This window comes from Roseomonas alba (assembly GCF_019430885.1).
GTDB lineage: Bacteria > Pseudomonadota > Alphaproteobacteria > Acetobacterales > Acetobacteraceae > Neoroseomonas > Neoroseomonas alba.
The window spans coordinates 344,509-366,061 of the sequence record NZ_JAHYBZ010000004.1; the positions used below are offsets into that span (position 1 = coordinate 344,509).

Genomic DNA, 21,553 nt, shown 5'->3' on the forward strand with positions numbered 1-21,553 from the left:
ATGCTTGCACCCTCCGGCGCGGTCGTGAAGGTGGGTCCCGCCGGCGCGACGGAGGATTGCCATGACCGCCACCGAGACACTCGCCACCTGGGTCGCAACGGTGCCGCGCACGCGCACCGCGGCGGTCGCGCCACTCGCCACGGCCGGCATGCGCGACGCGATCGGCTGCATCCTGGCCGGCGCGCAGGAGGAGACGCCGCGACGCGTCGCCGCCGCTGTCACGCGCTGGGGCAGCGGCCCATCCCATGTCATCGGCAGCGGCCGCGCCCTGCCCTCACCCTGGGCAGCGCTGGTCAATGGCACGGCGGCGCATGTGCTCGACTACGACGATACCTTCGGCCCGTTGAGCGGCCATGCGACCGCGGTGCTGGTGCCGTCGATCCTGGCTTTGGGCGAGGAGATCGCGGCCGACGGACCCGCGCTGCTCGATGCGCTGGTGGTCGGGCTCGACGTCATGGCCGCAGTCGGGCGCGGCGTGAATCCGAAGCACTACGCGCTGGGCTGGCATGCGACCTCGACCATCGGGGCGATCGGCGCGGCCGGGGCCTGCGCACGGCTGATGAACCTCGATGCGCGCGGTGCGCAGGATGCGCTGAGCCTCGCCGTCAGCATGGCGGCCGGGACACGGATGCAGCTCGGTGCGCCGGCGAAGTCGCTGCATGCCGGGCTTGCAGCGAAAGCGGGCATCCTCGCCGCGACGCTTGCCGCCGAGGGCGTCGGCGGTGCGGCGGAGGCGCTCGAAGGCCAATGGCGCTTCGTCGAGATGTTCACCGGCCGCCCCGCCCCCGAAGGCGTCATGGCACCGCCTGCCGACGATGCGCCGCTCGCCATCGAATCCGATGGCCTCGCCTTCAAGGCCTATCCGACCTGCGCGGCGACGCATCTCTCGCTCGATGCGCTGCTCGCCCTCCGGCCGCATTTCGCGCCGGAGGAAGTCACGGCCATCGAGACCGACCTGCCGCTCGTCCTCCGGCGCAACCTGATGCATCCCGATCCACGCACCGGCATGGAAGCGCGCTTCAGCATGGAATACTGCCTGGCCGCCGCCGCGACGCAGGGTGCGCTCGGTCCGGCGGATTTCGAGGGCGCGGCGCTGGTGCGGCCGCCCGTGCGCGCCCTGATGCCGCGCATCGCGATGCAGGGCCTGCCCGAACCCGACGGCGCGCCGCCGCCCGCCACCACGGTACGGGTGCGCCTGGCCGATGGCCGCGTGCTGACCGAGACGCGCACCATCCGCCGCGGCTCGCCCGACAATCCGATGAGCGAAGCCGAACTGGTCGCGAAGTTCCGCGACTGCGCGTCGCGGCTGCTGCCGCCGGAGCGTGTGGCGGCGGCGGAAGCGGCGATCGCGGGGCTGGCGTCGGGTGGATCGGCGCGGGATCTTGTGGCGCTGCTGTCCGGCTGACGCATGAACGTCGCCCTGTCCGGGCACATGCCCTGTGCTGCCGAATGGAGAGGGCCACCGCCCCTTCAGTTCCGCCCGCGCCAGTCATTCCCGGCAGCCGCAAGGATCACGAGATTTCCTGCTCACGCAGGACCAATGCCATTCGGTCGACGAATGCCCTATCCCAGGGAGACGACCTGCGCCGTTTCCTCCGCGGCCTCGATGTCGCCAGTCGCAGGCCAGCGATACCGGCGGATCGCCTGAACGAAGCTCGCCACCGCCGGCGACCAGCGTCGCCCGGCGACGGTGACGAGGCATATGTCGCGCACCACTTCCGGTTCTTCCACGCGGCGCAGCACCAGGCCGGGATGCGTCGCGGAGAATTCCGGGATGAAGCAGACACCCATGCCGGCGGCGACCATGGTCTGGATCCAGTCCTCGCGCTCAGAGCGGTAGGAGCGGTTGATGAAGGCGCCGGCGGTCTCGCAGCGTTCGCGCAGCACGTCGCGGAATTCGCAATTCGCGCGCTGGAGGTATGTCTGCCCATCCATGTCCTTCATGGCGATGGCGTTGCGCCGCTCGAAGGGATGGCCGATGGGGCAGGCGAGGACGAAGCGTTCGCGATAGAGCAGCTCGGCGCGCAGGCGATCGTCGAAGGCCTCGGGCTGGGCCATGACGGCGATGTCGATCTCACCCTGCAGCAACGCGGCGGACAGGCGCGAGGGCACGGCTTCGCTCAGCGTCAGCTCGATGCCGCCATGGTCGGCCCGGAAGCGGTTCAGGAAGCCGACAAAGCGCATCGGCCCGATGGTGCACATGACGCCGAGGCGCAGATGCGCGCTTTCCAGGCGCAGGAAGCGCGCGGCGCTGTCCTTCGCCGCGGCGGTGCGCGCCATCACCTCCTCCAGATGCGGATGCATGAGCCGGCCGAGTTCAGTGAGGTGGGTGTTGCCGCGTTCGCGGGAGAAGAGCAGCCCGCCGAGCTCGGCCTCCATCTTCTGAATCGCGCGCGTGAGCGCCGGCTGGCTGACGTTGCACTGCTCCGCCGCCTTGGTGAAGTTCAGCGTCTGGCAGACGGCCAGGAAGTAGCGGATCTCGTGGATCTCCATCGCGGATCCCCTTCAGCACATCGCGCCCGGCGGCCGGGCGGCCGCGGGATGCATCGGTCCGGCGCGGGACCTTAGCCGCGCCGGCGATCCGGGTTCCATAACGATCGGCCATGGAATCCCTGCCGGACGGGCATTGGCCCGCACGGGCACGCGCGCCGATCCTGTCCAGGCGGGCGCATGCAGGTATCCGGCAGGCTCCGCCACGCGAACCACGGGGATGCGAGGAGGACAGCCGATGAGCGACATGATCATGACGCCGGCCGGTTTGACGGAAACGGGCGACCGCCCGCGCGAACTGGAAGGGCGGGTGGCGATCGTCACCGGATCAACGAGCGGGATCGGCCTCGGCGTGGCGGAGGCGCTTGCCGCGCGCGGTGCCGCCGTGGTGCTCAACGGCTTCGGCGATGCCGCGGCGGTCGAGGACACCACCCGCCGCATCAGCGACGCCCATGCCGTGCCCGTGCGCTACGACGGCGCCGACATGTCCGACCCGGCGCAGATCGAGGCGCTGGTCGAACGCACCCGCCGCGCCTTCGGCCCGACCGACATCCTGGTGAACAATGCCGGCATCCAGCATGTCGCGCCGATCGAGGAATTCCCGCCCGAGAAATGGGATGCGATCACCGCGATCAATCTCTCGGCGGCGTTTCACGCGACGCGCGCGGCGCTGGGCGCGATGAAGGAACGCGGCTGGGGACGCATCGTCAATGTCGCCTCGGCGCACGGGCTGATCGCCTCACCCTTCAAGAGCGCCTATGTCGCCGCGAAGCATGGCGTGATCGGCCTGACCAAGGTCACGGCGCTCGAGGCCGCGGAACATGGCGTCACCTGCAACGCGGTCTGCCCGGGCTATGTCTGGACGCCGCTGGTCGCCGGCCAGGTCGCCGCGCAGGCGCGCGCGCATGGGCTGAGCGAGAAGGAGGTGATCCGCACCGTCTTCCTCGCCGAACAGCCGACGCGCCGCTTCGCGACCATCGAGGAGATCGCGGCGACCGTCGCCTTCCTCTGCTCGGATGGCGCGGCCTCGATCACCGGCGTCGCGCTGCCGGTGGATGGTGGCTGGACGGCGCATTGAGGGCTGCCGGGGGCGTTCAGGCGCAGGCGGCGGACAGCCCCTGCGCCGCGCACCAGGCCTCGGCCTCGTCCGCGGCCTCCCGGTCGGCGGCGCGCAGCAGGTCGAGGAAGGCCGTCTCGGCTTCCGGCATCGGCGCGTTGCGCAGCCGGACGATGCCGGGCAGCACGGACATCCAGGGCTCGCGCCAGCGGATCGCGGCGACCTCGCCGCAGCGCAGCCAGGGGGCGGCCACCGACAAGGTGGTCCCTGCGATCGCGTCCGAATGGATGGCGGCGCGCAGCATGGCCGTGGGGCTTTCATGGACGAGCGCGGGAAAGGCCGGATGCATCCAGCCGGCCTGCCGCGCCACGGCGCGCGCGGCGGCCAGCGGCGCATGCACCTCGGTGGGGACGCGCCCGATGAAGACCATCGGATAGGCCATGATGTCCGGCAGGCCGATCCCATCCAGCGTCAGCAGCGGGTGACCCTGCCGCACCACGAAGACCCCCGGATGCGGCCGCAGGCGCTCGACCTCGAAGGCCGGATCCTCGCCGAGGCTGCGCAGGTCGAACAGCCCGAGCGTCGCCTCGCGCGCATGCAGCGCCGCCGGCACCTCCGCCCAGTTCGCTGCGTTGAGCCGCACCCGCACGCGCGGATAGAGCGCCAGCATCCGCGACGCCGCCACCATGGCCAGCGTCTCGGCCATGAAGGCGCCGGCCACGATGGTCAGGTCGCGGACCTGGTCGCCCCGCACCTCGGCGGCGCGGCTGTCGAGCTGCTTCAGTCGATCGAGGATCACCGTGGCCTCGGCGATGACGGTGCGGCCGAGATCGGTCGGCAGCATCCCGCGCGGCGTCCGTTCGAAGAGCGGCCCACGCAAACGTGATTCCAGCGAGGCCAGTTGGCGGGTGAGGGCCGGCTGGGCGACCCGGAGTACGCGTGCGGCGCGGACCATCGTGCCGTGCTCGGATATCGCGAGCACCAGCCTTAGATCACGCATTTCGAACATATGCTTCTCCGGGCAAGCGGTCATTGCGGATTGGGTATTGGTCTTCCACCCCGCGTGCGGAGCATAGTCCGCGCGCCGGCCACGGAAAGGACAACGCAGTGCAGGGAGAGATTGCCCATGCGCCAGGGCTGGCGACCGAAGGCGCCATGGTCCGCATCCCCGGCGGCACCTTCCTCATGGGTTCCGACGTCCATTACCCGGAGGAAGCGCCGCAGCATCGCGTTCATGTCGATGCCTTCCGGATGGACGCGACCACGGTCACCAATGCGCAGTTCGCCGCCTTCGTGGACGCGACCGGCTATGTGACCGTCGCCGAGCGGCCGCTCGATCCGGACCTCTATCCGGGTGCGAAGCCCGAGAACCTGCAGCCCGGCGGCCTCGTCTTCCACATGACGGAAGGGCCTGTCGACACGCGCGACATCTCCAACTGGTGGCGCTGGACCCAAGGCGCCTGCTGGCGCGCGCCCGAGGGCCCCGGGAGCACGATTGAGGGGCGCGAGAACCACCCCGTCGTGCAGGTGGCCTATGAGGATGCGGAAGCCTATGCGGCCTGGGCCGGCAAGGCGCTGCCGAGCGAGGCCCAGTGGGAGTTCGCCGCGCGCGGCGGACTGGAAGGGGCCGAGTTCGCCTGGGGCGACGACCTCGCGCCGGGCGGGGTGCATGTCGCCAATACCTGGCAGGGGCCCTTTCCCTGGCGGAACTTCCTCGCCGACGGGTTCGAGCGGACCTGCCCGGTCGGCTCCTTCCCCGCCAATCCCTATGGGCTGTTCGAGGTCTGCGGGAATGTCTGGGAATGGACGACGGATTGGTGGGCCGCGAAGCACGCGCCCGATCCGGACAAGCCCTGCTGCACGCCGGCCAACCCGCGCGGGCCGGATATCGCGGGCTCCTTCGATCCCGCCCAGCCGCGCATCCGCATTCCGCGGAAGGTGGTCAAGGGCGGCTCCTTTCTCTGCGCACCGTCCTACTGCCGGCGCTATCGCCCCGCCGCCCGCCACGCGCAGATGGTGGACACGGGCATGAGCCATATCGGCTTCCGCTGCGTCCGGCCTGAATCCCCAGCGACCTGACCCAGGATCTTCAGGAGTGGCCACCATGAACCGGAAGAATTCGCGTCGCGACCTGTTGCTCGGCGGCAGTGCGCTGATGGCGGCGGCTACGCTCGGCGCCCCCGGCGCCCGCGCCCAGCAGACGCCGGCCCCAGCTGGTGCGGCCCCGGCCGCCGCCACCGGCCGCCGTCAGCCGAACATCGTGTTCATCATGGCCGACGATGTGGGGTGGTTCAACATCCGCGCCTACAACCGTGGCATCATGAACACGGATACACCGAACCTCGACAGGCTCGCTGCCGAGGGGATGCTGTTCACGGACTACTACGCGGAGGCGTCCTGCACCGCCGGCCGCGCCAACTTCATCACCGGCGAGCTGCCGATCCGGACGGGCCTCACCACCGTTGGCCAGGCCGGCGCGACGGTCGGCATGCCGGCCGCGGCGCCGACCATCGCGACCGTCCTGAAATCGATGGGCTATGCGACGGCGCAGTACGGCAAGAACCACCTGGGCGACCGCAACGAGTTCCTGCCGACGCTGCACGGCTTCGACGAGTTCTTCGGCTACCTGTACCACCTCGACGCCATGGAGGATCCGTTCTGGCATTCCTTCCCGCAGGAACTGCGGGACCGCGTCGGGCCGCGCAACCTGGTCCGGTCCTTCGCGACGACTGTGGACGACCCGACCGAACAGCCGCGCTGGGGCAAGGTCGGCAAGCAGCGCATCGTCGACGAGGGCCCTCTGCCACCACGCCCGATGCCGGGCATCCGCTACAACATGCACACCTTCGACGAGGTCATCACGGAGAACGTGAAGGACTTCATCGATCGGTCGGTCGAGGCGAACAAGCCCTTCTTCGTCTGGATGAACCCGACGCGCATGCACGTCATCACCCACCTCTCGCCCCACTACCAAGGCCTGCGCAACGGCCAGAATGGCTGGTACGAGGAAGAGGCCGGCATGAAGCAGCTTGACGACAATGTCGGGGCGGTGATGGCGCATCTGAAGGCGAAGGGCCTCGACGACAACACCATCGTCGTCTTCACCACCGACAACGGCGCCGAGAACTTCACCTGGCCGGATGGCGGCAACACGCCCTTCGCCGGCGGCAAGGGCACGGGGCTCGAAGGCGGCTTCCGCGTGCCCTGCATCGCCCGTTGGCCGGACCACATCCCCGCGGGCAAGGTCGAGAACGGCATCATCTCCGGGCTCGACTGGTTCCCCACCTTCGTCGCCGCGGCCGGCAATCCGAACATCACGCTCGAACTGCGGCAGGGCAAGGATCTCGGCGGCACGACCTACAAGGTGCATCTCGACGGTTACGACCAGACGCCGATGCTGACCGGGCGCGGGCCGAGCAACCGCAATGAGGTCTTCTACTTCACCCAGACGCAGCTCGCCGCGGTGCGCATCGGCGACTACAAGTACCGCTTCCTCGACCAGCCGACTGGCTGGCTGGGCGGCACGGTGCAGCTCGACTGGCCAATGATCACCAACCTCCGCCTCGATCCCTTCGAGCGGATGGGCATGCCGAACGGCGCCAATGGCTCGCTGAACTTCTACCAGTTCTACGTGCATGAATTCTGGCGCTTCGTCTTCGTGCAGCAGGAAGTCGGGCGCTATGCGCAGACCTTCATCGACTACCCGCCGATGCAGGCCGGTGCTTCCTTCAACATGGAAGCCGTGAAGCAGCAGGTTGAGCAGGCGATCACCCGGGCTCGCCGCATGAACCAGTGACCCGCGGCACTGCCCGGCAGCCTTTTTGGCCGGGCAGTGCGCTATAAGGTGTCCGTCGGGGCATGGCATCACGGCCCGACTGGCGCAGCAGGACGGGGCGCGCATCGCGGCGCCCCGCTCCGGACTGAGAGGTGAGGAGCTGCCGGCATGAAGACGACATTCGACGGTTTGCGGCGCCGCCAGGCGCTGATGGCTGCGGCTGCGGCGCTGATGTCCCCGCGCCTCGCCCTCGCGCAGACCGACAATCCATTGCCGTCCTGGCGCGACGGGCCGCGGCGCCAGGCGCTGCTCGATTTCGTCGCCGCCGTGACTACCGAAGGCGGGCCGGATTTCGTGCCGCCGATCGAACGCGTGGCGACCTTCGACAATGACGGCACGTTGTGGGTCGAGCAGCCGGCCTATACCCAGTTGTTCTTCATCCTCGACCGCATCCGCAGCATGGCGCCGCAGCACCCGGAATGGACCGCGGATGCGATCTTCCGCGCGGCCATTGAAGGCGACATGGCCGCCCTCGCGGCCGGCGGCACGGCGGGGCTCGTGAAGCTGGCCGCCGCGGCGCAGGCGGGCGGATCGCCCGAGGACTTCGTCAAGCTGGCGGCCGACTGGCTGGAGACGGCGCGCGACGGGCGCTGGCACAAGCCCTTCACCGAGCTGGTCTATCAGCCGATGATCGAGGTGCTGTCCTTCCTGCGCGCCAAGGGCTTCTCGACCTTCATCGTCACCGGCGGCGGCGTCGATTTCGTCCGCAGCTTCTCCGAGCGCGTCTATGGCGTGCCGCGGTCCCAGGTGGTGGGGTCGACCTTCGCCCTGAAGCCGGGCGAGGCGGATGGCCGCATCACCCTGACACGGGAGCCCACCATCGACTTCGTGGATGACGGGCCGGGCAAGCCCGTGGGCATTGCGCGGCACATCGGCCGGCGGCCGATCGCCGCCTTCGGCAACTCGGACGGCGACTATCAGATGCTGCGCTACACCACCGAGGGCACCGGCCGCCGGCTCGGCATGATCGTCCATCACGACGATGCCGGGCGCGAATACGCCTATGACCGGCAGAGCTCCATCGGGCATCTGGAGAAGGCACTGGACGAGGCGCCGCAGCGCGGCTGGCAGGTGATCTCGATGAAGGACGACTGGGCCCGCATCTTCCCCTGACCAGCCGGCCCGCGGCGGCGCGCGTCAGGTCACGCTGATCCGTGCCGCGCGGGCGACCTCGCGCCAGCGCAGGATGTCGTCGCGCAGCGCCTGGCGGAAGCCGTCGATGGGCAAAGGGGCTGGCATCGCGCCCTCGGCCGAGAGGAAGTGCTGGTAGGACGGCGCGACCACGGCCTTGTTGATCTCGGCATTCAGGCGCTGCTGCACCGGCACGGGCACGCCGCGCGGACCGAGGATGCCCCACCAGACCGTCACCTCGAAATTGATGCCGGTGCTTTCGCGGATGGTCGGCACCTGCGGCATGGAGGGCATGCGCTCGGCCGTGGTCACGGCGATCACCGGCACGGTGCCGGCCTCCACCAGGCCACGGACCGAGGCGATGGTGGTCATCAGGAAGTCGATGCGGCCGGACACCAGATCGGCCTGCGCCGGCGCGATGCCGGCATAGGGAATGGCTTCCATCTGGAGGTGGCTTGCCAGATTGAACGCCTCCATCGCGAAATGGCCGACGCCACCGAGTCCCGCCATGCCATAGAGCAGCGAACCCGGATTGGCGCGGGCATGGCTCACGAGCTGGTCCATGGTGCGGAAGGGGCTGTTGGGCTTCGTCACGACCACCATCGGCGCAGTGCAGAGCTGCGCGATGGCATCGAAGCTCTCGATGGCGTCGAAGGAGGTGCGGCGGATGGTGGAACTGGTGGCGAAGGAGCTCGACACGAGCAGCAGCGTATGGCCATCGGCCGGCGCGTTGGCGACGAAGGCCGCGCCGATGGATCCCGCCGCGCCGGGCCGGTTCTCGATCACCACAGGCTTGCCGAGGGCGGTCTGCAGCGCCTCGGCCACCGGCCGGGCGAAATTGTCGTTGCTGCCGCCGGGCGTGAAGGGCACGACGATGCGGACAGGCTGGTTCGGCCAGGCCGGCGTCTGCGCCCGGGCGTGGCCGGCGAGGCCAAGGCCGGCGGCGGCGCCGAACAGGGTGCGGCGGGAGGTTTGGATGGGCATGGGGTTTCCTCCGAGGGCCCCGGGGCAGGGAGGCTGCGACCGAGGCGATGCGAACTGATATTATTGTACGGACATGAGTATAACTTTCCGATGCCCCGATCAATAACCCCCGCCCGCCGCGGCCGGCCGCCCCGTCTGGACGTCAACCCGGCCGCCGCGTCGGATGCCGCGCAGCTCCTCGCCGGCAGCCAGCCGCTCTACGTCACCGTGGCGACCGCCCTGGCGGCGGAGATCCTCGACGGCCGGCGCCCCGTCGGCGCCCTGCTGCCGACCGAACAGGAGCTCTGCCAGAGCTTCGGCGTCAGCCGGTCGACCATCCGCCAAGCGCTGCGGCGCCTCGGCGAGATCGGCCTCGTCGCCGGCGCGCAAGGCGTCGGCACGCGCGTCATCGCCGACCAGCCGCGCGGGCAATACGTGCTCGCCGTGCGGTCGGTGACCGATGTGATGGGCTATGCCGAACGCGTCCGGCTCGACATCGCCGAGCGCGTGACAGTGAAGGCCGACGAGGCGCTGGCCGCCCGGATCGGCTGTGAACCCGGCACGGCCTGGGAGCACGTCACCGGCATGCGCTGCGCGGCCGAAGGGCGCGGCGCGCCGATCTCGATCTGCGAACTCTACATCGCCGAGGAATTCGCCGATGTGGTGGAGTCGAAGGAACTCGCAGACATCCCGGCCTATCGCCTGATCGCTCGCCGGCGCGGCATCGCGGTCGAGGCCGTGGAACAGGAGATGGGGGCCATCGCCCTCGACGCTACACAGGCGGCGGCGCTCCGTGTGGCGCCGGGGTCGCCGGGGCTATGCATCCGGCGGCGGTTCCTCGCCGCAGGCGGGACGCTGATCGAGGCGACGACCAACATCCACGCGGCAGCGGACCACTTCGTCTACACGCTGCGACTGGGCGCGCCGGACGGCGGGTGAGTGCTTCATTCTGCACTATGGGACCGAGAGGGGCTTTGCCCTTCTCGGATTCTCCCCAGCAAAGGCCGAAAGGCCTTTGCAAACCTCAACCTGGCGCCGGGCGCCACAGGAAGAATGATGCCGAGACCCGCTCCTGCGCACGAAGCGCGCGGGGATGGATCAGAATGCCCGTAGTGCCTGGCGCCAACAGATTGCGCTCCAAGTGCTCCAAGCACTTGGCGGGGTGAGGTTTGGAGAGGGGCAGAGCCTCTCTCCATTGCCGTCAGCGCCTCATCTTCGCGCGTATGGGGCAGAGCCCCTCCGATAGCGACCTCTACGCCGCCAGAACCTCAGCGAGCGGCGCGACATCCGCGAGTTCGTCCACCTGCCACAGCATGGCGAGCGCCTCTTCCGCCTTCGCCTGTCCCAGGCGAGGCGCGGCGAGGCCGAGGAACTTCTCCGCGACACCTTCGTCGCTCAGCGGCTTGGACGCCGAGCCATACGGCTCCATCACCGTCCGCTGCAGCACGCTGCCGTCATGGCGCGTGACCGAGACCTTCGCGCCGCGCTTGCGGGGATAGATCTCGTCGCATTCGGCATCGACGCCGGTGGTAATGCGGCCGGCCAGGTCAATGATCGCCGGGTCCTGGCGGTCGGCCTCGCCGAAATCCGCCAGCGTGACGCGGCCACGCTGCAACGCCGTGGCGACGACGAAGGGGATGCTCATCTGCGCGGTCGTCATCTCGGACCAGCCGACGCCGCCATGCGTGGCGGCGACGCGGTAGCTGCCGATCTCGACGGACTTCACCTGCTCGGCGATCAGGCCCTCGGTCGCGGCCATGTCCAGCACGGCATCGACCATGGCGTGGATATGCCGGCAGGAGGCATAGGGCTTCATGTAGCAGTTGGCGACGGCGAAGCGTGACTTCGGATGGTTGTCGCCGGCAGCGAGCAGGTCGATCTTCGCGTAGTCCACCTCGCCGGTGTCGCCGCCGGCATAGGCGTTGAAGTAGCCGTCCTTGAATTCCAGGGCGCCGCGCGGGCCGGGCAGGCCGGATTCGGTCAGCAGGGCAGCGAGCAGACCCTCGCGCGCCGCATGGCCCGGATGGGTGCGCTTCACGTCGCCGCCGGCGAGGAAGGTAAAGATCCCCGCGGCATAGGAGGCTGCGGTGCCGATCATGTTCTCGACCTGGTCGGCATCATGGCCGAGCAGGACGGAAGCAGCGCTGCCGGCCGCGAAGACGCCCGCGGTGCCGGTGTTGTGGAAGCCGCGCCAACGCGCGCGCGGATGGCTCGCGGCGGAGATGCGGCAGGCTGCCTCGTAGCCCGCGACGATCGCGGTCAGGAAGCGGCGGCCATCGACATGGCGCTGCGCGCCGAGTGCCAGCGCGGGCGGCACCACGACGCCGCCCGGATGAACGGAACCGGCGCGGTAGCCGTCGTCGAGCTCCAGCCCATGCCCCGCCGTGCCGCCGATATAGGCTGCCGAGAGCGCGTCATAGCGCTGCGCCACGCCGGCCATGGGCACCGCGCCGGCGCCGATGCCGGCCGCCGCGAAGGCCTTTTCCACCGACAGCGTCGCGTCCTGCGTCGCCCCGGCGATCATGGCGCCCAGCGTGTCGATCAGGTGCCGCCGCGCCGCATGCCGGGCGAAATCATCGACCTGGTCGAGGTCGAGGCCTGCGACGAACTCGGCAAGCGCCCGGGTCGGACCGGTGGTCGTGACACCTGTTTCGGGAAGGGGCATGTCCATCGGTGCGTTTCCTTGCTCTGATAGCCGGCCGCGCAGGCCGAGTTGTCATCTTGTAAGAACAAGATTATGACCGCGCCGTCCTGTGTGCAAGCGGCGCGGCGGACCCTGTACTGGAGGAAGCGGCCATGGCCGACACCGATGTGAACGACACGCTCCTGGAAACGCAGGAGGGCCACGTCGTTACCCTGTCCATCAACCGCCCGCCGAACAATCACGTCAACCGGGATCTGATCGTGCGCATCGCCGAACGGCTGGAGGCGCTGGACCAGGATTCCCGGTGCCGGGCCGTGGTGCTGACCGGGACAGGCAAGCACTTCTGCGCGGGGGCGGATTTCTCGAAGGGCGATTCCGGCGGGCTCTCCTCGCCGGAGGGGCAGCCGGGACGGATCCTCTACGTCGAGGCCGGGCGGCTGCTGCGGACGCGCAAGCCGATCATCGCCGCGGTGCAAGGGGCGGCGATCGGCGCCGGGCTCGGCCTGGCGGTCGTCACGGATTTCCGCGTCACCTGCGCCGAGGCGCGCTATTCGGCCAATTTCACGCGGCTCGGTTTCCATCCGGGTTTCGGCCTGTCCTACACCCTGCCGCGGCTGATCGGACAGCAGCAGGCGGCGTTGCTGTTCTACACCGGCCGGCGCATCGACGGGACGGAAGCGGAACGCATCGGCCTCGCCGACATGCTGGTGCCGCAGGCGGAGGTGCTGTCCGCCGCCCAGGCCCTGGCGCGGGAAATCGCGGTGTCCTCGCCGGCGGCGGTGCAGACCGTCCGTGCCTCCATGCGGCGCGGCATGGCCGAGGCCTTCGATGCCGCGACCGAGCGCGAGTTCATGCAACAGAGCTGGCAGCGGCAGATGGAAGACTTCGCCGAGGGCCGCGCCGCCATGGCCGAGCGCCGTGAACCCCAATTCAAGGGACGCTGATCGTGAATGCGATGAATGACCGCGCCACGCTTGCGGATGCGATCTTCCGGCCGCGCGCCATCGCGCTGATCGGCGCCACCGCCGACCAGACCAAGAACAACGCCCGGGCCCAGCGCGTGCTGAAGAAGGCGGGCTATGCGGGCCGCATCCTGCCCATCAATCCCCGCGCGGCGGAGATCATGGGCGATGTCGCCTATCCCTCCATCCGCGAGGCGCCAGGTCCGATCGACCACGCCTTCATCATGGTCCCCGCCGCGGCGGTGCCGGATGCCATCGCCGGCTGCGTCGAGAAGGGCGTGAAGGTCGCGACGTTGTACAGCGCCGGCTTCGCGGAACTCGGCGCCGAGGGCCGTGCCGCGCAGGACCGCATCGTCGCCATGGCACGCGAGGGTGGGATGCGGCTGATCGGGCCGAACTGCCTCGGCCTGGTGAACGTCACCGATGGCGTGCCGATCACCAACAACGCGGCGGTCGAGGCCGAGGCGCTGAAGCCCGGCTGGCTGTCCGTGGTGTCGCAGAGCGGGTCGATGATGGGCGCGCTGCTGTCGCGCGCCATGGCCCGCGACTTCACCTTCGCGAAGCTGGTGAGCGTCGGCAACGAAAGCGACATCGGCGCCGGCGAGATGGCCGAGCTGATGGTCGAGGACGAGGCGACGCGCTGCGTGCTGATGTTCCTCGAGACGCTGCGCGATGCACCGAAGCTCGCCGCCGCCGCGCGCCGCGCGCATGCGCTGGGCAAGCCGGTGATCGTCTACAAGCTCGGCCGGTCGGATGTCGGGCGGCAGATCGCCGTGTCGCATACCGGGGCGATGGTGGGCGCGGATGAGCTCGCCGCGACCTTCTTCCGCGAGAACGGCATCCTGCGCGTCGAGACGCTGGAGGGGCTCGTGGAACTGCCGCGCCTCGTGCTCGGCCGCACCCCGCCCAAGGGCAACCGCGTGGCCGTGCTGACCGGCACGGGTGGCGGCGCCGCGATGGTGGTGGACGGCGTCGGCCTGCGCGGGGACGCGGTCGTCGGCCCGACGACGGAGATGCGCGAGCGCCTCGCCGCGCAGGACATCCATATCAGCGCCTCCCCGCTGATCGACCTTCCGATGGGCGGCGGCAAGGGGCAGTACACGACGGTGCTGAAGGAACTTGTTGCGTCGGACCACTGCGATGCGGTGGTCGCGGTGCTGGGGTCCACGGCGCGGCTGCGGCCGACCCAGGTGAACGAGAATGTGCTCGACGTCTATGACGGATCGAAGCCGATCGCCGTCTTCGCCGCCCCGCAGGCCGATGAGGCGATCCGCATCTGCGACGAGGCCGGCATCGCGGCCTTCCGCACCCCCGAGACCTGCGCCGATGCGCTGCACAGCTTCCTGAACTGGCGCGCCCCGAAGCCGGTGGAGGCCGTGCCGCCGGCGGCCTGGCGCGGCGCGGCCGAACGGCTCTACGCCGTGGGCGCGCCGCGGCTCGACGAGGCGCAGGCCTGCGCGGTGTTCGAGGCGCTGGGCATCGAAGGCCCCGGCAGCCGCATCGTCGCGGCGCCGGAGGAGGCGACGGGCTTCGCCGGCCCGGTGGCGGTGAAGCTGCTGTCGCCGGACATCCTGCACAAGACCGATGCCGGGCTGGTGCGGCTGAATGTCGAGGGCGATGCCGCCATCCAGGCGACCGTCGCGGACCTGCTGGCGATCGCCCGCGACAAGTTCCCGCAGGCGCGCGTCAAAGGCGTGCTGGTGGCCCCGATGCATCGCGGCCTTGCCGAGGTGATCCTCGGCTACCGCCGGGACCCCGAGGTCGGTCCGGTGGTGATGCTCGGCATGGGCGGCGTGCTGGCGGAGTTGAAGCGCAGCTATTGTGTCCGCCTCGCGCCGGTGAGCGAGGCCACGGCGCTGGAGATGATCGCGGAACTGCCGGAACTCAAGCTGATCCAGGGCTTCCGCAACCTGCCGCGCGGCGACGTCGCGGCCCTCGCGCGCGCCATCCGCTCGATCTCGCTACTCGCCTGCCTGGACGGCGAGGCCGTGCAGGAAGCCGAGATCAACCCGCTCATCATCCGTGCCGAGGGGCAAGGGGCCGTCGCCGTCGATGGCCTCATCGCCCTCGGCTGATGCTTCAGGAAGTCGACCGATGACGATGATCACCGAAGAGGCCCGCATGCTGCAGGACCTCGTCGCCAAATTCGTGGAGCGCGAGCTGATCCCGCTCGAACCCGCCGTGCTGGCGCGGGAAGCGGCCGGCCAGAAATGGGCGCTGACCGAGGAAGAAGAGGGTCCGATCCTCGACAAGTGCAAGGAACTCGGCCTCTGGGGCCTCGACGTGCCGGAATCGATGGGGGGTGCGAACCTCGACACGGTGACGCGCATGCTGGTGGAGGAGGAAGTCTCCCGCACCATAACGCCCTTCGAGTTCCCGCCCGACAGCCCCAACCTGCACATGATGCTCTCGGTGGTGAACGACTATCAGCGTGAGCGCTACCTGCAGCCCTATGCGGACGGCACGGCGAAGTCGGGCATCGCGATCTCCGAGCCCGGCGCCGGCGGCGACCCGGCCGGCATGATCACCCGCGCGCGCAAGGACGGCACCGACTGGGTCATCAACGGCCGCAAGATCTGGGTCAGCCGTGTCCCGGCCGCCGACTTCATCATCGTCATGGCCCGCACCGGCGAGGGCAAGCGCGCCGAGGGCATGACCGCCTTCATCGTCGAGAAGAACACGCCCGGCTTCATCATCGAGCGCGAGATCAAGATGATCGGCGGCCGGCTGACCTATGAGCTGGTCTTCGACGAATGCCGCGTGCCGGAATCCCAGGTGCTGGGCGAACTCGGCCAGGGCTATGCGCCGATGCAGCTGCGCCTGAACGTGCGCCGGCTGCAGATGGGCGCCCGCTGCGTCGGCATGTGCCGCCGCGCCATCGAGATGATGACCGAGCAGGCCAAGCAGCGCGTGACCTTCGGCGTGAAGCTCGCCGACCGCCAGGCGATCCAGTGGTGGATCGCCGATGCCGCCATCAAGATCCACGCGACGCGGCTGATGGTGCTCTCGGCCGCCGAGAAGATGGATGCCGGGCAGGACGTGAAGGACGAAGCGTCCATGATCAAGGTCTTCGCGACCGAGATGGCGCGCGATGTGCTCGACCAGGCGATGCAGACTTTCGGCGCCATGGGGATGACGAAGGAGATGCCGCTGCACCTGTTTGCCCAGCAGGCGCGGCTGATGCGGATCTATGAGGGCCCGACCGAGGTCCACCGCATGGCCATCGCCAAGCGCGTGCTGCGGCGCGGGTCGGTCTGATCGGTCGGGGGGCGGCGGCTGCGGCCGCCGCTCGCCTGCCGCCGGGTCAGGCCGTCGCGTTGCGCAGCTTCACCGCCGGCGCGCGGTTCCGCCACAGGCCGAGCAGCAGCGAGGTCAGCGCCAGCGTGTCCGAGCAGAGGCCGAACACCGACCCGACCATCAGATTGTGCGAGCACCAGAAGAACACCGAGGCCAGGAACCACAGCCGCAGCTTCTGCGTGTCCAGTTGCAGCCGCCCGAAGGCCGACATGGCCTGCCCGCCCTGGGACAGCAGGGACGGCAGGCCGTTCCAGGTCAGGGCACTGACCACGCTGCCGATGGCGAGGGTGGCGCCCACCACGGCGATGCGATGCCGGCGCTCAATCAGCACCACGAGCGCGATGCCCTGCAAGGCGCCCATGACGCACATGGCGGCCGCCGTCGTGGCGCCCAGCAGCAGGTAGTGCAGCGCGAACAGCAGAGAGCCGGCCACCTGCACAGCCAGGATCGCCTTACGCCGGCGCAGCAGCGGCCAGGTGATGGACGAGCCGAGGGCGACGAAACCGGCAATGTTCGCAGGCTCCGTCAGCGCGGCGACGGAAGGCAGAAGGGCGGAGAGGGACACGATGGGCTCCAGGCGGGCACCGGCGTGAATCGGATGCTCGGCGGAGGGGAGATACGCGAAAAGCAGGGCGAAGATGTGACCAGAGCCACGCATCAGGCGCATGGCATCTTTGACATCATGTGACAGCAGCATGGAATGCGAGCCGCCGTGGCGATGGCTCATGTCGCAGTGATGCGGCGGCACCACAATGGTCTATCGATGCGAAATAGCATCGGCTTCATGCTTCCCTGGGTGATTTAGGACTTGTTAACGTATGCGTGAAGTTTGGGCACCGTACCGCCCATTTGAACCAGCGGCGCCGCGGATCGGGGGATTCCAGGCGCCGTCGCTGCACGCATCAGGGGGTCATCAATGAACCACATCGTCGAGCCTCGTCGGCTAGGGATGCTTCGGCCGTCGGAACACGTCTCGCTTGGGGTCCCGCAGGACCCGATCGCCGCGGCGACGCATGCGATCGAGCGGATTCTCGCCGCGGCCCATGAGGCCGGGCAGGACGATGCCGTCCGCCTGCTGCACGCGGTGACGGCTCTGCTGTCGGCTGCGCCCCGCCAGTAAGGGCGTTTCCACCGGGCATCGGTCCGGGCTGTGCGGCCCGGCATCGCCATGGAAACATGGCGGCGCCGGGCCTTTGCATGTCCGGCCATGAACAGGGAGACGTCCGCCATGATCGCCAAGGTCGCCTTGGTCACCGGTTCGGGCCGCGGCATCGGGCTCGCCACCGCGCGCCGCTTCCTGGCCGAGGGCTGGCGCGTCGCATTGCTCGACATCGACGGAGGGCTGCTCGCCGCGGCCATGGCCGATATCGGCGAGCCCGACCTCACCCTGCCGCTGCTGTGCGACGTCGCGGACGGGCCAGCCCTGCGGGCGGCGGTGCAGCGGGCCGCGACGCATTTCGGCCGGCTCGATGCGCTAGTGAACAATGCCGGCATCGCCGTGTTCAAGCCGATCCTGGAGACGACGCCCGAAGAATGGGCGCGCACCATGGCGGTGAACCTGACCGGCCCCTTCCTGGCCACCCAGGCGGCCGCGCCGATCATGGCCGAGACCGGCGGCGGGGCGGTGGTGAACATTACCTCCATCTCCGGTGTCCGTGCCTCGACGCTGCGGGTTGCCTACGGCACCTCGAAGGCCGCGCTCGCGCATCTGACGAAGCAGCAGGCGGTGGAACTGGCCGCACTCGGCATCCGTGCGAATGCGGTGGCACCCGGCCCGGTCGATACGGCCATGGCCAAGGCCGTGCACACGACGGAAATCCGCCGCGACTACCACGATGCCATTCCGCTGAACCGCTATGGGCTCGAGGAGGAACTCGCCGAAGTGATCATCTTTCTGTGCACCGAGCGCGCCTCCTACATCACCGGCCAGGTCATCGCCGTCGACGGCGGGTTCGAGGCGGCCGGGATCGGATTGCCGACCCTGCGGGCAGCGCGGCGGAACCTGTAGGCGGCACCCACGCGCGCGAGGGCCCGGAGGCCGTCGACCTTCACGGTTCCCGCGTCGTCGTGCGGCACCCACGCGCGCGAGGGCCCGGAAGAGGACCCCTTCGCCGAGGGCGTGATACGCCCCCCGCATCGAACCGATGCGGGACCGGTCTTGGCGCTCTGCCCGCCGCGCGGACCACACTCCCGCCTGCAGATCCGGCGATCGCGCCGGCGCAGGTCGAGGAGGGTGTCATGAACCATCAGCCCGGAACCCCCCGGCGCAGCCATGGCGAGGCGGCGCCCGGCGCCTGGGAAGCCCTGATGGCCGCCGCCCAATGCGGCGATGCCCGCGCCTATGACCGGCTGTTGCGGGAGATCCTGCCACTGCTGCGTGCCGTGGCACGCCGGCGGCTCAACAATCCGGCCGATGTCGAGGAAGCTGTGCAGGACACGCTGCTGACCGTCCACCAGCTTCGCCACACCTACGAACCCGGCCGGGCGCTGCGTCCGTGGCTGCAGGTGATCTGCGAGCGCCGCTGCGTCGACCGCATCCGCTGGCGGCACCGCCATGCGCGCGACGAGTTGCCGATCTCCGAAGCCGAGGAATGCATCGCCGCGCCGGCGACGCGCGACAATGGCCCGGGCCAGGTGATGGGCGCGGAGTTGCGATCCCTGGTCGCGACGCTGCCGGCCGCGCAACGCATCGCGCTGACCCTGACGCGATTCGAGGAATTGTCGCTCGCGGAGGCGAGCCGGCGGTCGGGCTTCTCGGTCGGGTCGCTGAAGATCGCGTGCTGGCGCGGCGTGCGGACGCTGCGGCAGCGGCTGGAGCAGGCGGCCTGAGAGTCTGTCCGGAAAATCTGGCACCGGCCCGCACCCCACCCGGCCACCCATTCAGGACACCGTCGTTGGGTGGCCGGGTGGGGGCGCGGGCCGGTGCCGGACCTCAGCAGTCGCCGCCACGCGACTTCTGGGACAGGCTCTCAGTCCCAGCACTCCTGCGCCGCTTCCTCCAGCACCCAGGCGCGGAAGGCGGCGACGCGCGGATGCGTCACCGTCGCCTCCGGGCAGATGAACCAGTAGCTGCTGTCGGCCGGTACCTGTTGCGGCAGCGGCCGCACCAGCCGCCCGGCGCGCAGATCCTCCCCGGCCAGCACATGGTTGGCGAGAGCCACCCCCTGCCCGGCCATGGCCGCCTGCAGGCTCATATGCGTCTGCGCGAAGTGCAGGCCACGCGAGGCATCGACCTCCCCCGCGCCCACGGCGGCGAGCCAGGCGCTCCAGGGAATGTCGTGCAGACGGCCGAGGCTGTCGGCCCAGGTATCCTCATGCAGCAGCGTGAAGTGCGCCAGGTCGTGCGGGTCGCGCAGCTTCGGGCCGGAGCCGAGCAATTGCGGGCTGCACACCGGGAAGACGATGTGCGGGAACAGCAGGTCCGCGTGCAGCCCGGGCCAGGACGGACCCGGCCCGTGGCGGATGGCGACGTCGACATTCTCGCGCGTGAAGTCGGTCGGCAGGGGGTTCACCTCGATCCGCACGTCGATATCGGGATGCCGCGCGCGGAATCCGCCGAGGCGCGGAATCAGCCAGCGCGCGGCGAGCGAGGGTGACATGCTGGCCGTGAGCACCGGGGATGCGGCATGGCGCCGCACGCGGTCGCTGGCCGCGGCGAGGCGGGCGAAGACCTCGCGCAATTCGCTGCCGTAGAGCTGTCCGGCATCGGTCAGCAACACGCCCCTGGGCAGGCGGCGGAACAAGGCGACGCCGAGCCAGTCCTCAAGCTGCTTCACCTGCTGGCTGACGGCCCCCGGGGTGACGAGCAGATCCTCCGCCGCCTTGGCGAAGCTGAGATGCCGCGCGGCGGCCTCGAAGGCACGCAGCGAGGCCAGGGGTGGCAGGCGCGAAGACATAGGCAAGAGATAGTTCGGCTAAGCCTCATGCGCAATCGAATTGGTTTGTGAATGACGCTGACCGGGACCAGAGTCTCGTCAGAAATTCCAGCGAAATGCGGGAGAAATCCATGTCATTCACCACCTTCACCTCGGCCGCGCGGGCGCTGCCCGCTCTCCACCTGTCGCGGCTTGCGGGCGATGCCCTTCATGCAGTCAGGCTGATGCTGGCGCGGTCGCGCGAGCGGCAGGTCCTCGCCACGCTCGATGCCCGCACCCTGCGCGACATCGGGGTGACGGCGTTCGAGGCGGGAATCGAGGCGCGCAAGCCCTTCTGGCGCGTCTGAGCCTCAGCGCGCAGCCTGCCGCGTGGCCGGCCAGGCGATCCGCGCCTGCGCCAGCCGCGCGGCGGCGATCGACAGGCACATCGCCAGGAAGGCCACCCAGGCATAGGGCCAGAACAGCGGCATGCCGAGCAGGATGAGCCCGTCATTGCCGCCCGGCACCAGCAACCCGCCCCAGGCCATGATCGCCCCGCCGGCGAAGCAGCGCAGCAGCGCCGACGACGTGACGCGCTGGCTGCCCAACCGGCCCGCATGCCACCCGCCCAGGATCGCGCCCGCCAGCAGCGCGCCGAACAGCAGCAGCCGCGCCGTGACGCTGGCCGCCATGCCGCGCGATGCTTCCATCAGCGCGTCCGTGTAGCTCCAGGCGCCCACCAGCAGCAGCATGACGACGAAGGTGATGCCGATCACCGTCGTCGCGGCATGCGGCGTCCAGCGGCCCCTGGCGTGCCGGGCCAGTCGCCAGGCCAGCACCAGCGCGACCGGCAGCGCCGCCCAGGCCGGTGCCTGCAAGATCGGCGAGGCTGCGGCCGGCATCACCGTGGCCCCGCTGCCGGCTAGCCGTGCGAAGGCAAGGCAACCCGCGAAGAAGCCGATCGGTGTCGCGAGATACGCCCATTCCCCATTGCCCAGCCGTGCGATGGACCCGAAGGCACAGGCCCGGTTCACCCAGGCGCCAAGCCCGAGCAGCACCGCCCCCGCCACCGTCCATCCATGCAGCGCGTAGCCGCCCGGCATCGCCCCTGGCAGCCCCAGCGCATTCGCGACGACCAGCCCGCCCGCGACCCAGGCCGAGGCCTCGACCATCGCGGCGAGGCGGCGGAAGGACCGCTTGTCGATCACCTCATCCACCGCCGCCACCGTGCAGGTGGCGCCGCGCTGGATGGCGAAGCCCATCAGCCCCGCGCAGATCGCCGCCAACACGAAGGCGGCACTGAGCAGCAGGATCTCCATG

Annotated in this window: 20 protein-coding genes; 13 read left to right on the forward strand and 7 right to left on the reverse strand. The window is 69.8% G+C overall.

Going from position 1 to position 21,553, the window contains the following annotated elements:
* Positions 1 to 61 precede the first annotated feature (61 nt).
* Complete coding sequence (locus KPL78_RS13330; protein ID WP_219763449.1) at positions 62 to 1,405, forward strand: MmgE/PrpD family protein; 1,344 nt, start codon at positions 62 to 64, stop codon at positions 1,403 to 1,405.
* 158 nt (positions 1,406 to 1,563) lie between these two features.
* Here KPL78_RS13330 and KPL78_RS13335 read toward each other — a convergent pair whose 3' ends face one another.
* Positions 1,564 to 2,493 (reverse strand): LysR family transcriptional regulator, encoded by a 930-nt coding sequence (locus KPL78_RS13335; protein WP_219763450.1) that lies wholly within the window; start codon positions 2,491 to 2,493, stop codon positions 1,564 to 1,566.
* A gap of 235 nt (positions 2,494 to 2,728) precedes the next feature.
* Here KPL78_RS13335 and KPL78_RS13340 point away from each other — a divergent pair, with 235 nt between their 5' ends.
* The gene (locus tag KPL78_RS13340; protein WP_304621874.1) at positions 2,729 to 3,568 is read left to right on the forward strand and encodes a 3-hydroxybutyrate dehydrogenase; all 840 of its coding nucleotides are present in this window, start codon (positions 2,729 to 2,731) and stop codon (positions 3,566 to 3,568) included.
* Positions 3,569 to 3,584: 16 nt separating this feature from the next.
* Here the strand turns inward: KPL78_RS13340 and KPL78_RS13345 are convergent, their stop codons facing one another.
* Complete coding sequence (locus tag KPL78_RS13345; protein ID WP_219763451.1) at positions 3,585 to 4,547, reverse strand: LysR family transcriptional regulator; 963 nt, start codon at positions 4,545 to 4,547, stop codon at positions 3,585 to 3,587.
* A gap of 107 nt (positions 4,548 to 4,654) precedes the next feature.
* On the opposite strand from KPL78_RS13345, the gene KPL78_RS13350 reads away from it, so the two are divergent.
* From KPL78_RS13350 to KPL78_RS13360, 3 genes are all read left to right on the forward strand, one after another.
* Entirely contained in the window at positions 4,655 to 5,626 is a 972-nt protein-coding gene (locus KPL78_RS13350; protein ID WP_219763452.1) for a formylglycine-generating enzyme family protein, read from the forward strand.
* A gap of 25 nt (positions 5,627 to 5,651) precedes the next feature.
* Entirely contained in the window at positions 5,652 to 7,343 is a 1,692-nt protein-coding gene (locus KPL78_RS13355) for a sulfatase-like hydrolase/transferase (protein ID WP_219763453.1), read from the forward strand.
* A 147-nt stretch (positions 7,344 to 7,490) separates the two neighbouring features.
* The gene (locus KPL78_RS13360) at positions 7,491 to 8,495 is read left to right on the forward strand and encodes an HAD family hydrolase (protein ID WP_219763454.1); all 1,005 of its coding nucleotides are present in this window, start codon (positions 7,491 to 7,493) and stop codon (positions 8,493 to 8,495) included.
* A 24-nt stretch (positions 8,496 to 8,519) separates the two neighbouring features.
* Here the strand turns inward: KPL78_RS13360 and KPL78_RS13365 are convergent, their stop codons facing one another.
* Positions 8,520 to 9,497, reverse strand: a complete 978-nt coding sequence (locus KPL78_RS13365; protein WP_219763455.1) for a tripartite tricarboxylate transporter substrate binding protein — start codon at positions 9,495 to 9,497, stop codon at positions 8,520 to 8,522.
* Between the two features lie 90 nt (positions 9,498 to 9,587).
* Between KPL78_RS13365 and KPL78_RS13370 the strand changes: the two genes are divergently transcribed.
* Positions 9,588 to 10,415, forward strand: coding sequence for a GntR family transcriptional regulator (locus KPL78_RS13370; protein ID WP_219763456.1), 828 nt, complete (start codon positions 9,588 to 9,590; stop codon positions 10,413 to 10,415).
* A gap of 313 nt (positions 10,416 to 10,728) precedes the next feature.
* Here KPL78_RS13370 and KPL78_RS13375 read toward each other — a convergent pair whose 3' ends face one another.
* The gene (locus KPL78_RS13375; RefSeq protein WP_219763457.1) at positions 10,729 to 12,147 is read right to left on the reverse strand and encodes an MmgE/PrpD family protein; all 1,419 of its coding nucleotides are present in this window, start codon (positions 12,145 to 12,147) and stop codon (positions 10,729 to 10,731) included.
* Between the two features lie 125 nt (positions 12,148 to 12,272).
* Between KPL78_RS13375 and KPL78_RS13380 the strand changes: the two genes are divergently transcribed.
* From KPL78_RS13380 to KPL78_RS13390, 3 genes are read left to right on the forward strand one after another with little or no spacing between them, the layout of a single operon-like run.
* Positions 12,273 to 13,064, forward strand: coding sequence for an enoyl-CoA hydratase/isomerase family protein (locus KPL78_RS13380; RefSeq protein WP_219763458.1), 792 nt, complete (start codon positions 12,273 to 12,275; stop codon positions 13,062 to 13,064).
* Positions 13,065 to 13,075: 11 nt separating this feature from the next.
* Positions 13,076 to 15,157 carry an acetate--CoA ligase family protein gene (locus tag KPL78_RS13385; RefSeq protein WP_255569015.1) on the forward strand — a complete coding sequence of 694 codons (2,082 nt, stop codon included), beginning with the start codon at positions 13,076 to 13,078 and terminating at the stop codon, positions 15,155 to 15,157.
* 19 nt (positions 15,158 to 15,176) lie between these two features.
* Entirely contained in the window at positions 15,177 to 16,340 is a 1,164-nt protein-coding gene (locus KPL78_RS13390; protein WP_219763460.1) for an acyl-CoA dehydrogenase family protein, read from the forward strand.
* Positions 16,341 to 16,386: 46 nt separating this feature from the next.
* Here the strand turns inward: KPL78_RS13390 and KPL78_RS13395 are convergent, their stop codons facing one another.
* Positions 16,387 to 16,944 carry a YgjV family protein gene (locus tag KPL78_RS13395; RefSeq protein ID WP_219763461.1) on the reverse strand — a complete coding sequence of 186 codons (558 nt, stop codon included), beginning with the start codon at positions 16,942 to 16,944 and terminating at the stop codon, positions 16,387 to 16,389.
* A gap of 351 nt (positions 16,945 to 17,295) precedes the next feature.
* Here KPL78_RS13395 and KPL78_RS13400 point away from each other — a divergent pair, with 351 nt between their 5' ends.
* From KPL78_RS13400 to KPL78_RS13410, 3 genes are all read left to right on the forward strand, one after another.
* Positions 17,296 to 17,499 (forward strand): hypothetical protein, encoded by a 204-nt coding sequence (locus tag KPL78_RS13400; RefSeq protein ID WP_219763462.1) that lies wholly within the window; start codon positions 17,296 to 17,298, stop codon positions 17,497 to 17,499.
* A gap of 108 nt (positions 17,500 to 17,607) precedes the next feature.
* Entirely contained in the window at positions 17,608 to 18,387 is a 780-nt protein-coding gene (locus KPL78_RS13405; RefSeq protein WP_219763463.1) for an SDR family NAD(P)-dependent oxidoreductase, read from the forward strand.
* A gap of 230 nt (positions 18,388 to 18,617) precedes the next feature.
* Complete coding sequence (locus KPL78_RS13410; RefSeq protein ID WP_219763464.1) at positions 18,618 to 19,208, forward strand: RNA polymerase sigma factor; 591 nt, start codon at positions 18,618 to 18,620, stop codon at positions 19,206 to 19,208.
* Positions 19,209 to 19,348: 140 nt separating this feature from the next.
* On the opposite strand, the gene KPL78_RS13415 is transcribed toward KPL78_RS13410, so the two are convergent.
* On the reverse strand, positions 19,349 to 20,275 hold the full coding sequence (locus KPL78_RS13415) for a transcriptional regulator GcvA (RefSeq protein WP_219763465.1): 927 nt from the start codon (positions 20,273 to 20,275) through the stop codon (positions 19,349 to 19,351).
* 110 nt (positions 20,276 to 20,385) lie between these two features.
* Between KPL78_RS13415 and KPL78_RS13420 the strand changes: the two genes are divergently transcribed.
* Complete coding sequence (locus KPL78_RS13420) at positions 20,386 to 20,601, forward strand: DUF1127 domain-containing protein (protein ID WP_219763466.1); 216 nt, start codon at positions 20,386 to 20,388, stop codon at positions 20,599 to 20,601.
* Between the two features lie 3 nt (positions 20,602 to 20,604).
* On the opposite strand, the gene KPL78_RS13425 is transcribed toward KPL78_RS13420, so the two are convergent.
* Positions 20,605 to 21,552, reverse strand: a complete 948-nt coding sequence (locus tag KPL78_RS13425; RefSeq protein ID WP_219763467.1) for a YeeE/YedE thiosulfate transporter family protein — start codon at positions 21,550 to 21,552, stop codon at positions 20,605 to 20,607.
* Position 21,553: the final 1 nt, after the last annotated feature.

Excerpts from the sequence above, each read along its gene's own strand:
- KPL78_RS13425 (WP_219763467.1), bottom strand. The coding sequence starts at position 21,552 with ATGGAGATCCTGCTGCTCAGTGCCGCCTTCGTGTTGGCGGCGATCTGC.
- KPL78_RS13375 (WP_219763457.1), bottom strand. The coding sequence starts at position 12,147 with ATGGACATGCCCCTTCCCGAAACAGGTGTCACGACCACCGGTCCGACC.
- KPL78_RS13420 (WP_219763466.1), top strand. The coding sequence starts at position 20,386 with ATGTCATTCACCACCTTCACCTCGGCCGCGCGGGCGCTGCCCGCTCTC.
- KPL78_RS13355 (WP_219763453.1), top strand. The coding sequence starts at position 5,652 with ATGAACCGGAAGAATTCGCGTCGCGACCTGTTGCTCGGCGGCAGTGCG.
- KPL78_RS13405 (WP_219763463.1), top strand. The coding sequence starts at position 17,608 with ATGATCGCCAAGGTCGCCTTGGTCACCGGTTCGGGCCGCGGCATCGGG.
- KPL78_RS13335 (WP_219763450.1), bottom strand. The coding sequence starts at position 2,493 with ATGGAGATCCACGAGATCCGCTACTTCCTGGCCGTCTGCCAGACGCTG.
- KPL78_RS13410 (WP_219763464.1), top strand. The coding sequence starts at position 18,618 with ATGAACCATCAGCCCGGAACCCCCCGGCGCAGCCATGGCGAGGCGGCG.
- KPL78_RS13340 (WP_304621874.1), top strand. The coding sequence starts at position 2,729 with ATGAGCGACATGATCATGACGCCGGCCGGTTTGACGGAAACGGGCGAC.
- KPL78_RS13360 (WP_219763454.1), top strand. The coding sequence starts at position 7,491 with ATGAAGACGACATTCGACGGTTTGCGGCGCCGCCAGGCGCTGATGGCT.
- KPL78_RS13415 (WP_219763465.1), bottom strand. The coding sequence starts at position 20,275 with ATGTCTTCGCGCCTGCCACCCCTGGCCTCGCTGCGTGCCTTCGAGGCC.
- KPL78_RS13330 (WP_219763449.1), top strand. The coding sequence starts at position 62 with ATGACCGCCACCGAGACACTCGCCACCTGGGTCGCAACGGTGCCGCGC.
- KPL78_RS13400 (WP_219763462.1), top strand. The coding sequence starts at position 17,296 with ATGAACCACATCGTCGAGCCTCGTCGGCTAGGGATGCTTCGGCCGTCG.
- KPL78_RS13345 (WP_219763451.1), bottom strand. The coding sequence starts at position 4,547 with ATGCGTGATCTAAGGCTGGTGCTCGCGATATCCGAGCACGGCACGATG.
- KPL78_RS13365 (WP_219763455.1), bottom strand. The coding sequence starts at position 9,497 with ATGCCCATCCAAACCTCCCGCCGCACCCTGTTCGGCGCCGCCGCCGGC.
- KPL78_RS13385 (WP_255569015.1), top strand. The coding sequence starts at position 13,076 with ATGAATGACCGCGCCACGCTTGCGGATGCGATCTTCCGGCCGCGCGCC.
- KPL78_RS13380 (WP_219763458.1), top strand. The coding sequence starts at position 12,273 with ATGGCCGACACCGATGTGAACGACACGCTCCTGGAAACGCAGGAGGGC.
- KPL78_RS13370 (WP_219763456.1), top strand. The coding sequence starts at position 9,588 with ATGCCCCGATCAATAACCCCCGCCCGCCGCGGCCGGCCGCCCCGTCTG.
- KPL78_RS13390 (WP_219763460.1), top strand. The coding sequence starts at position 15,177 with ATGACGATGATCACCGAAGAGGCCCGCATGCTGCAGGACCTCGTCGCC.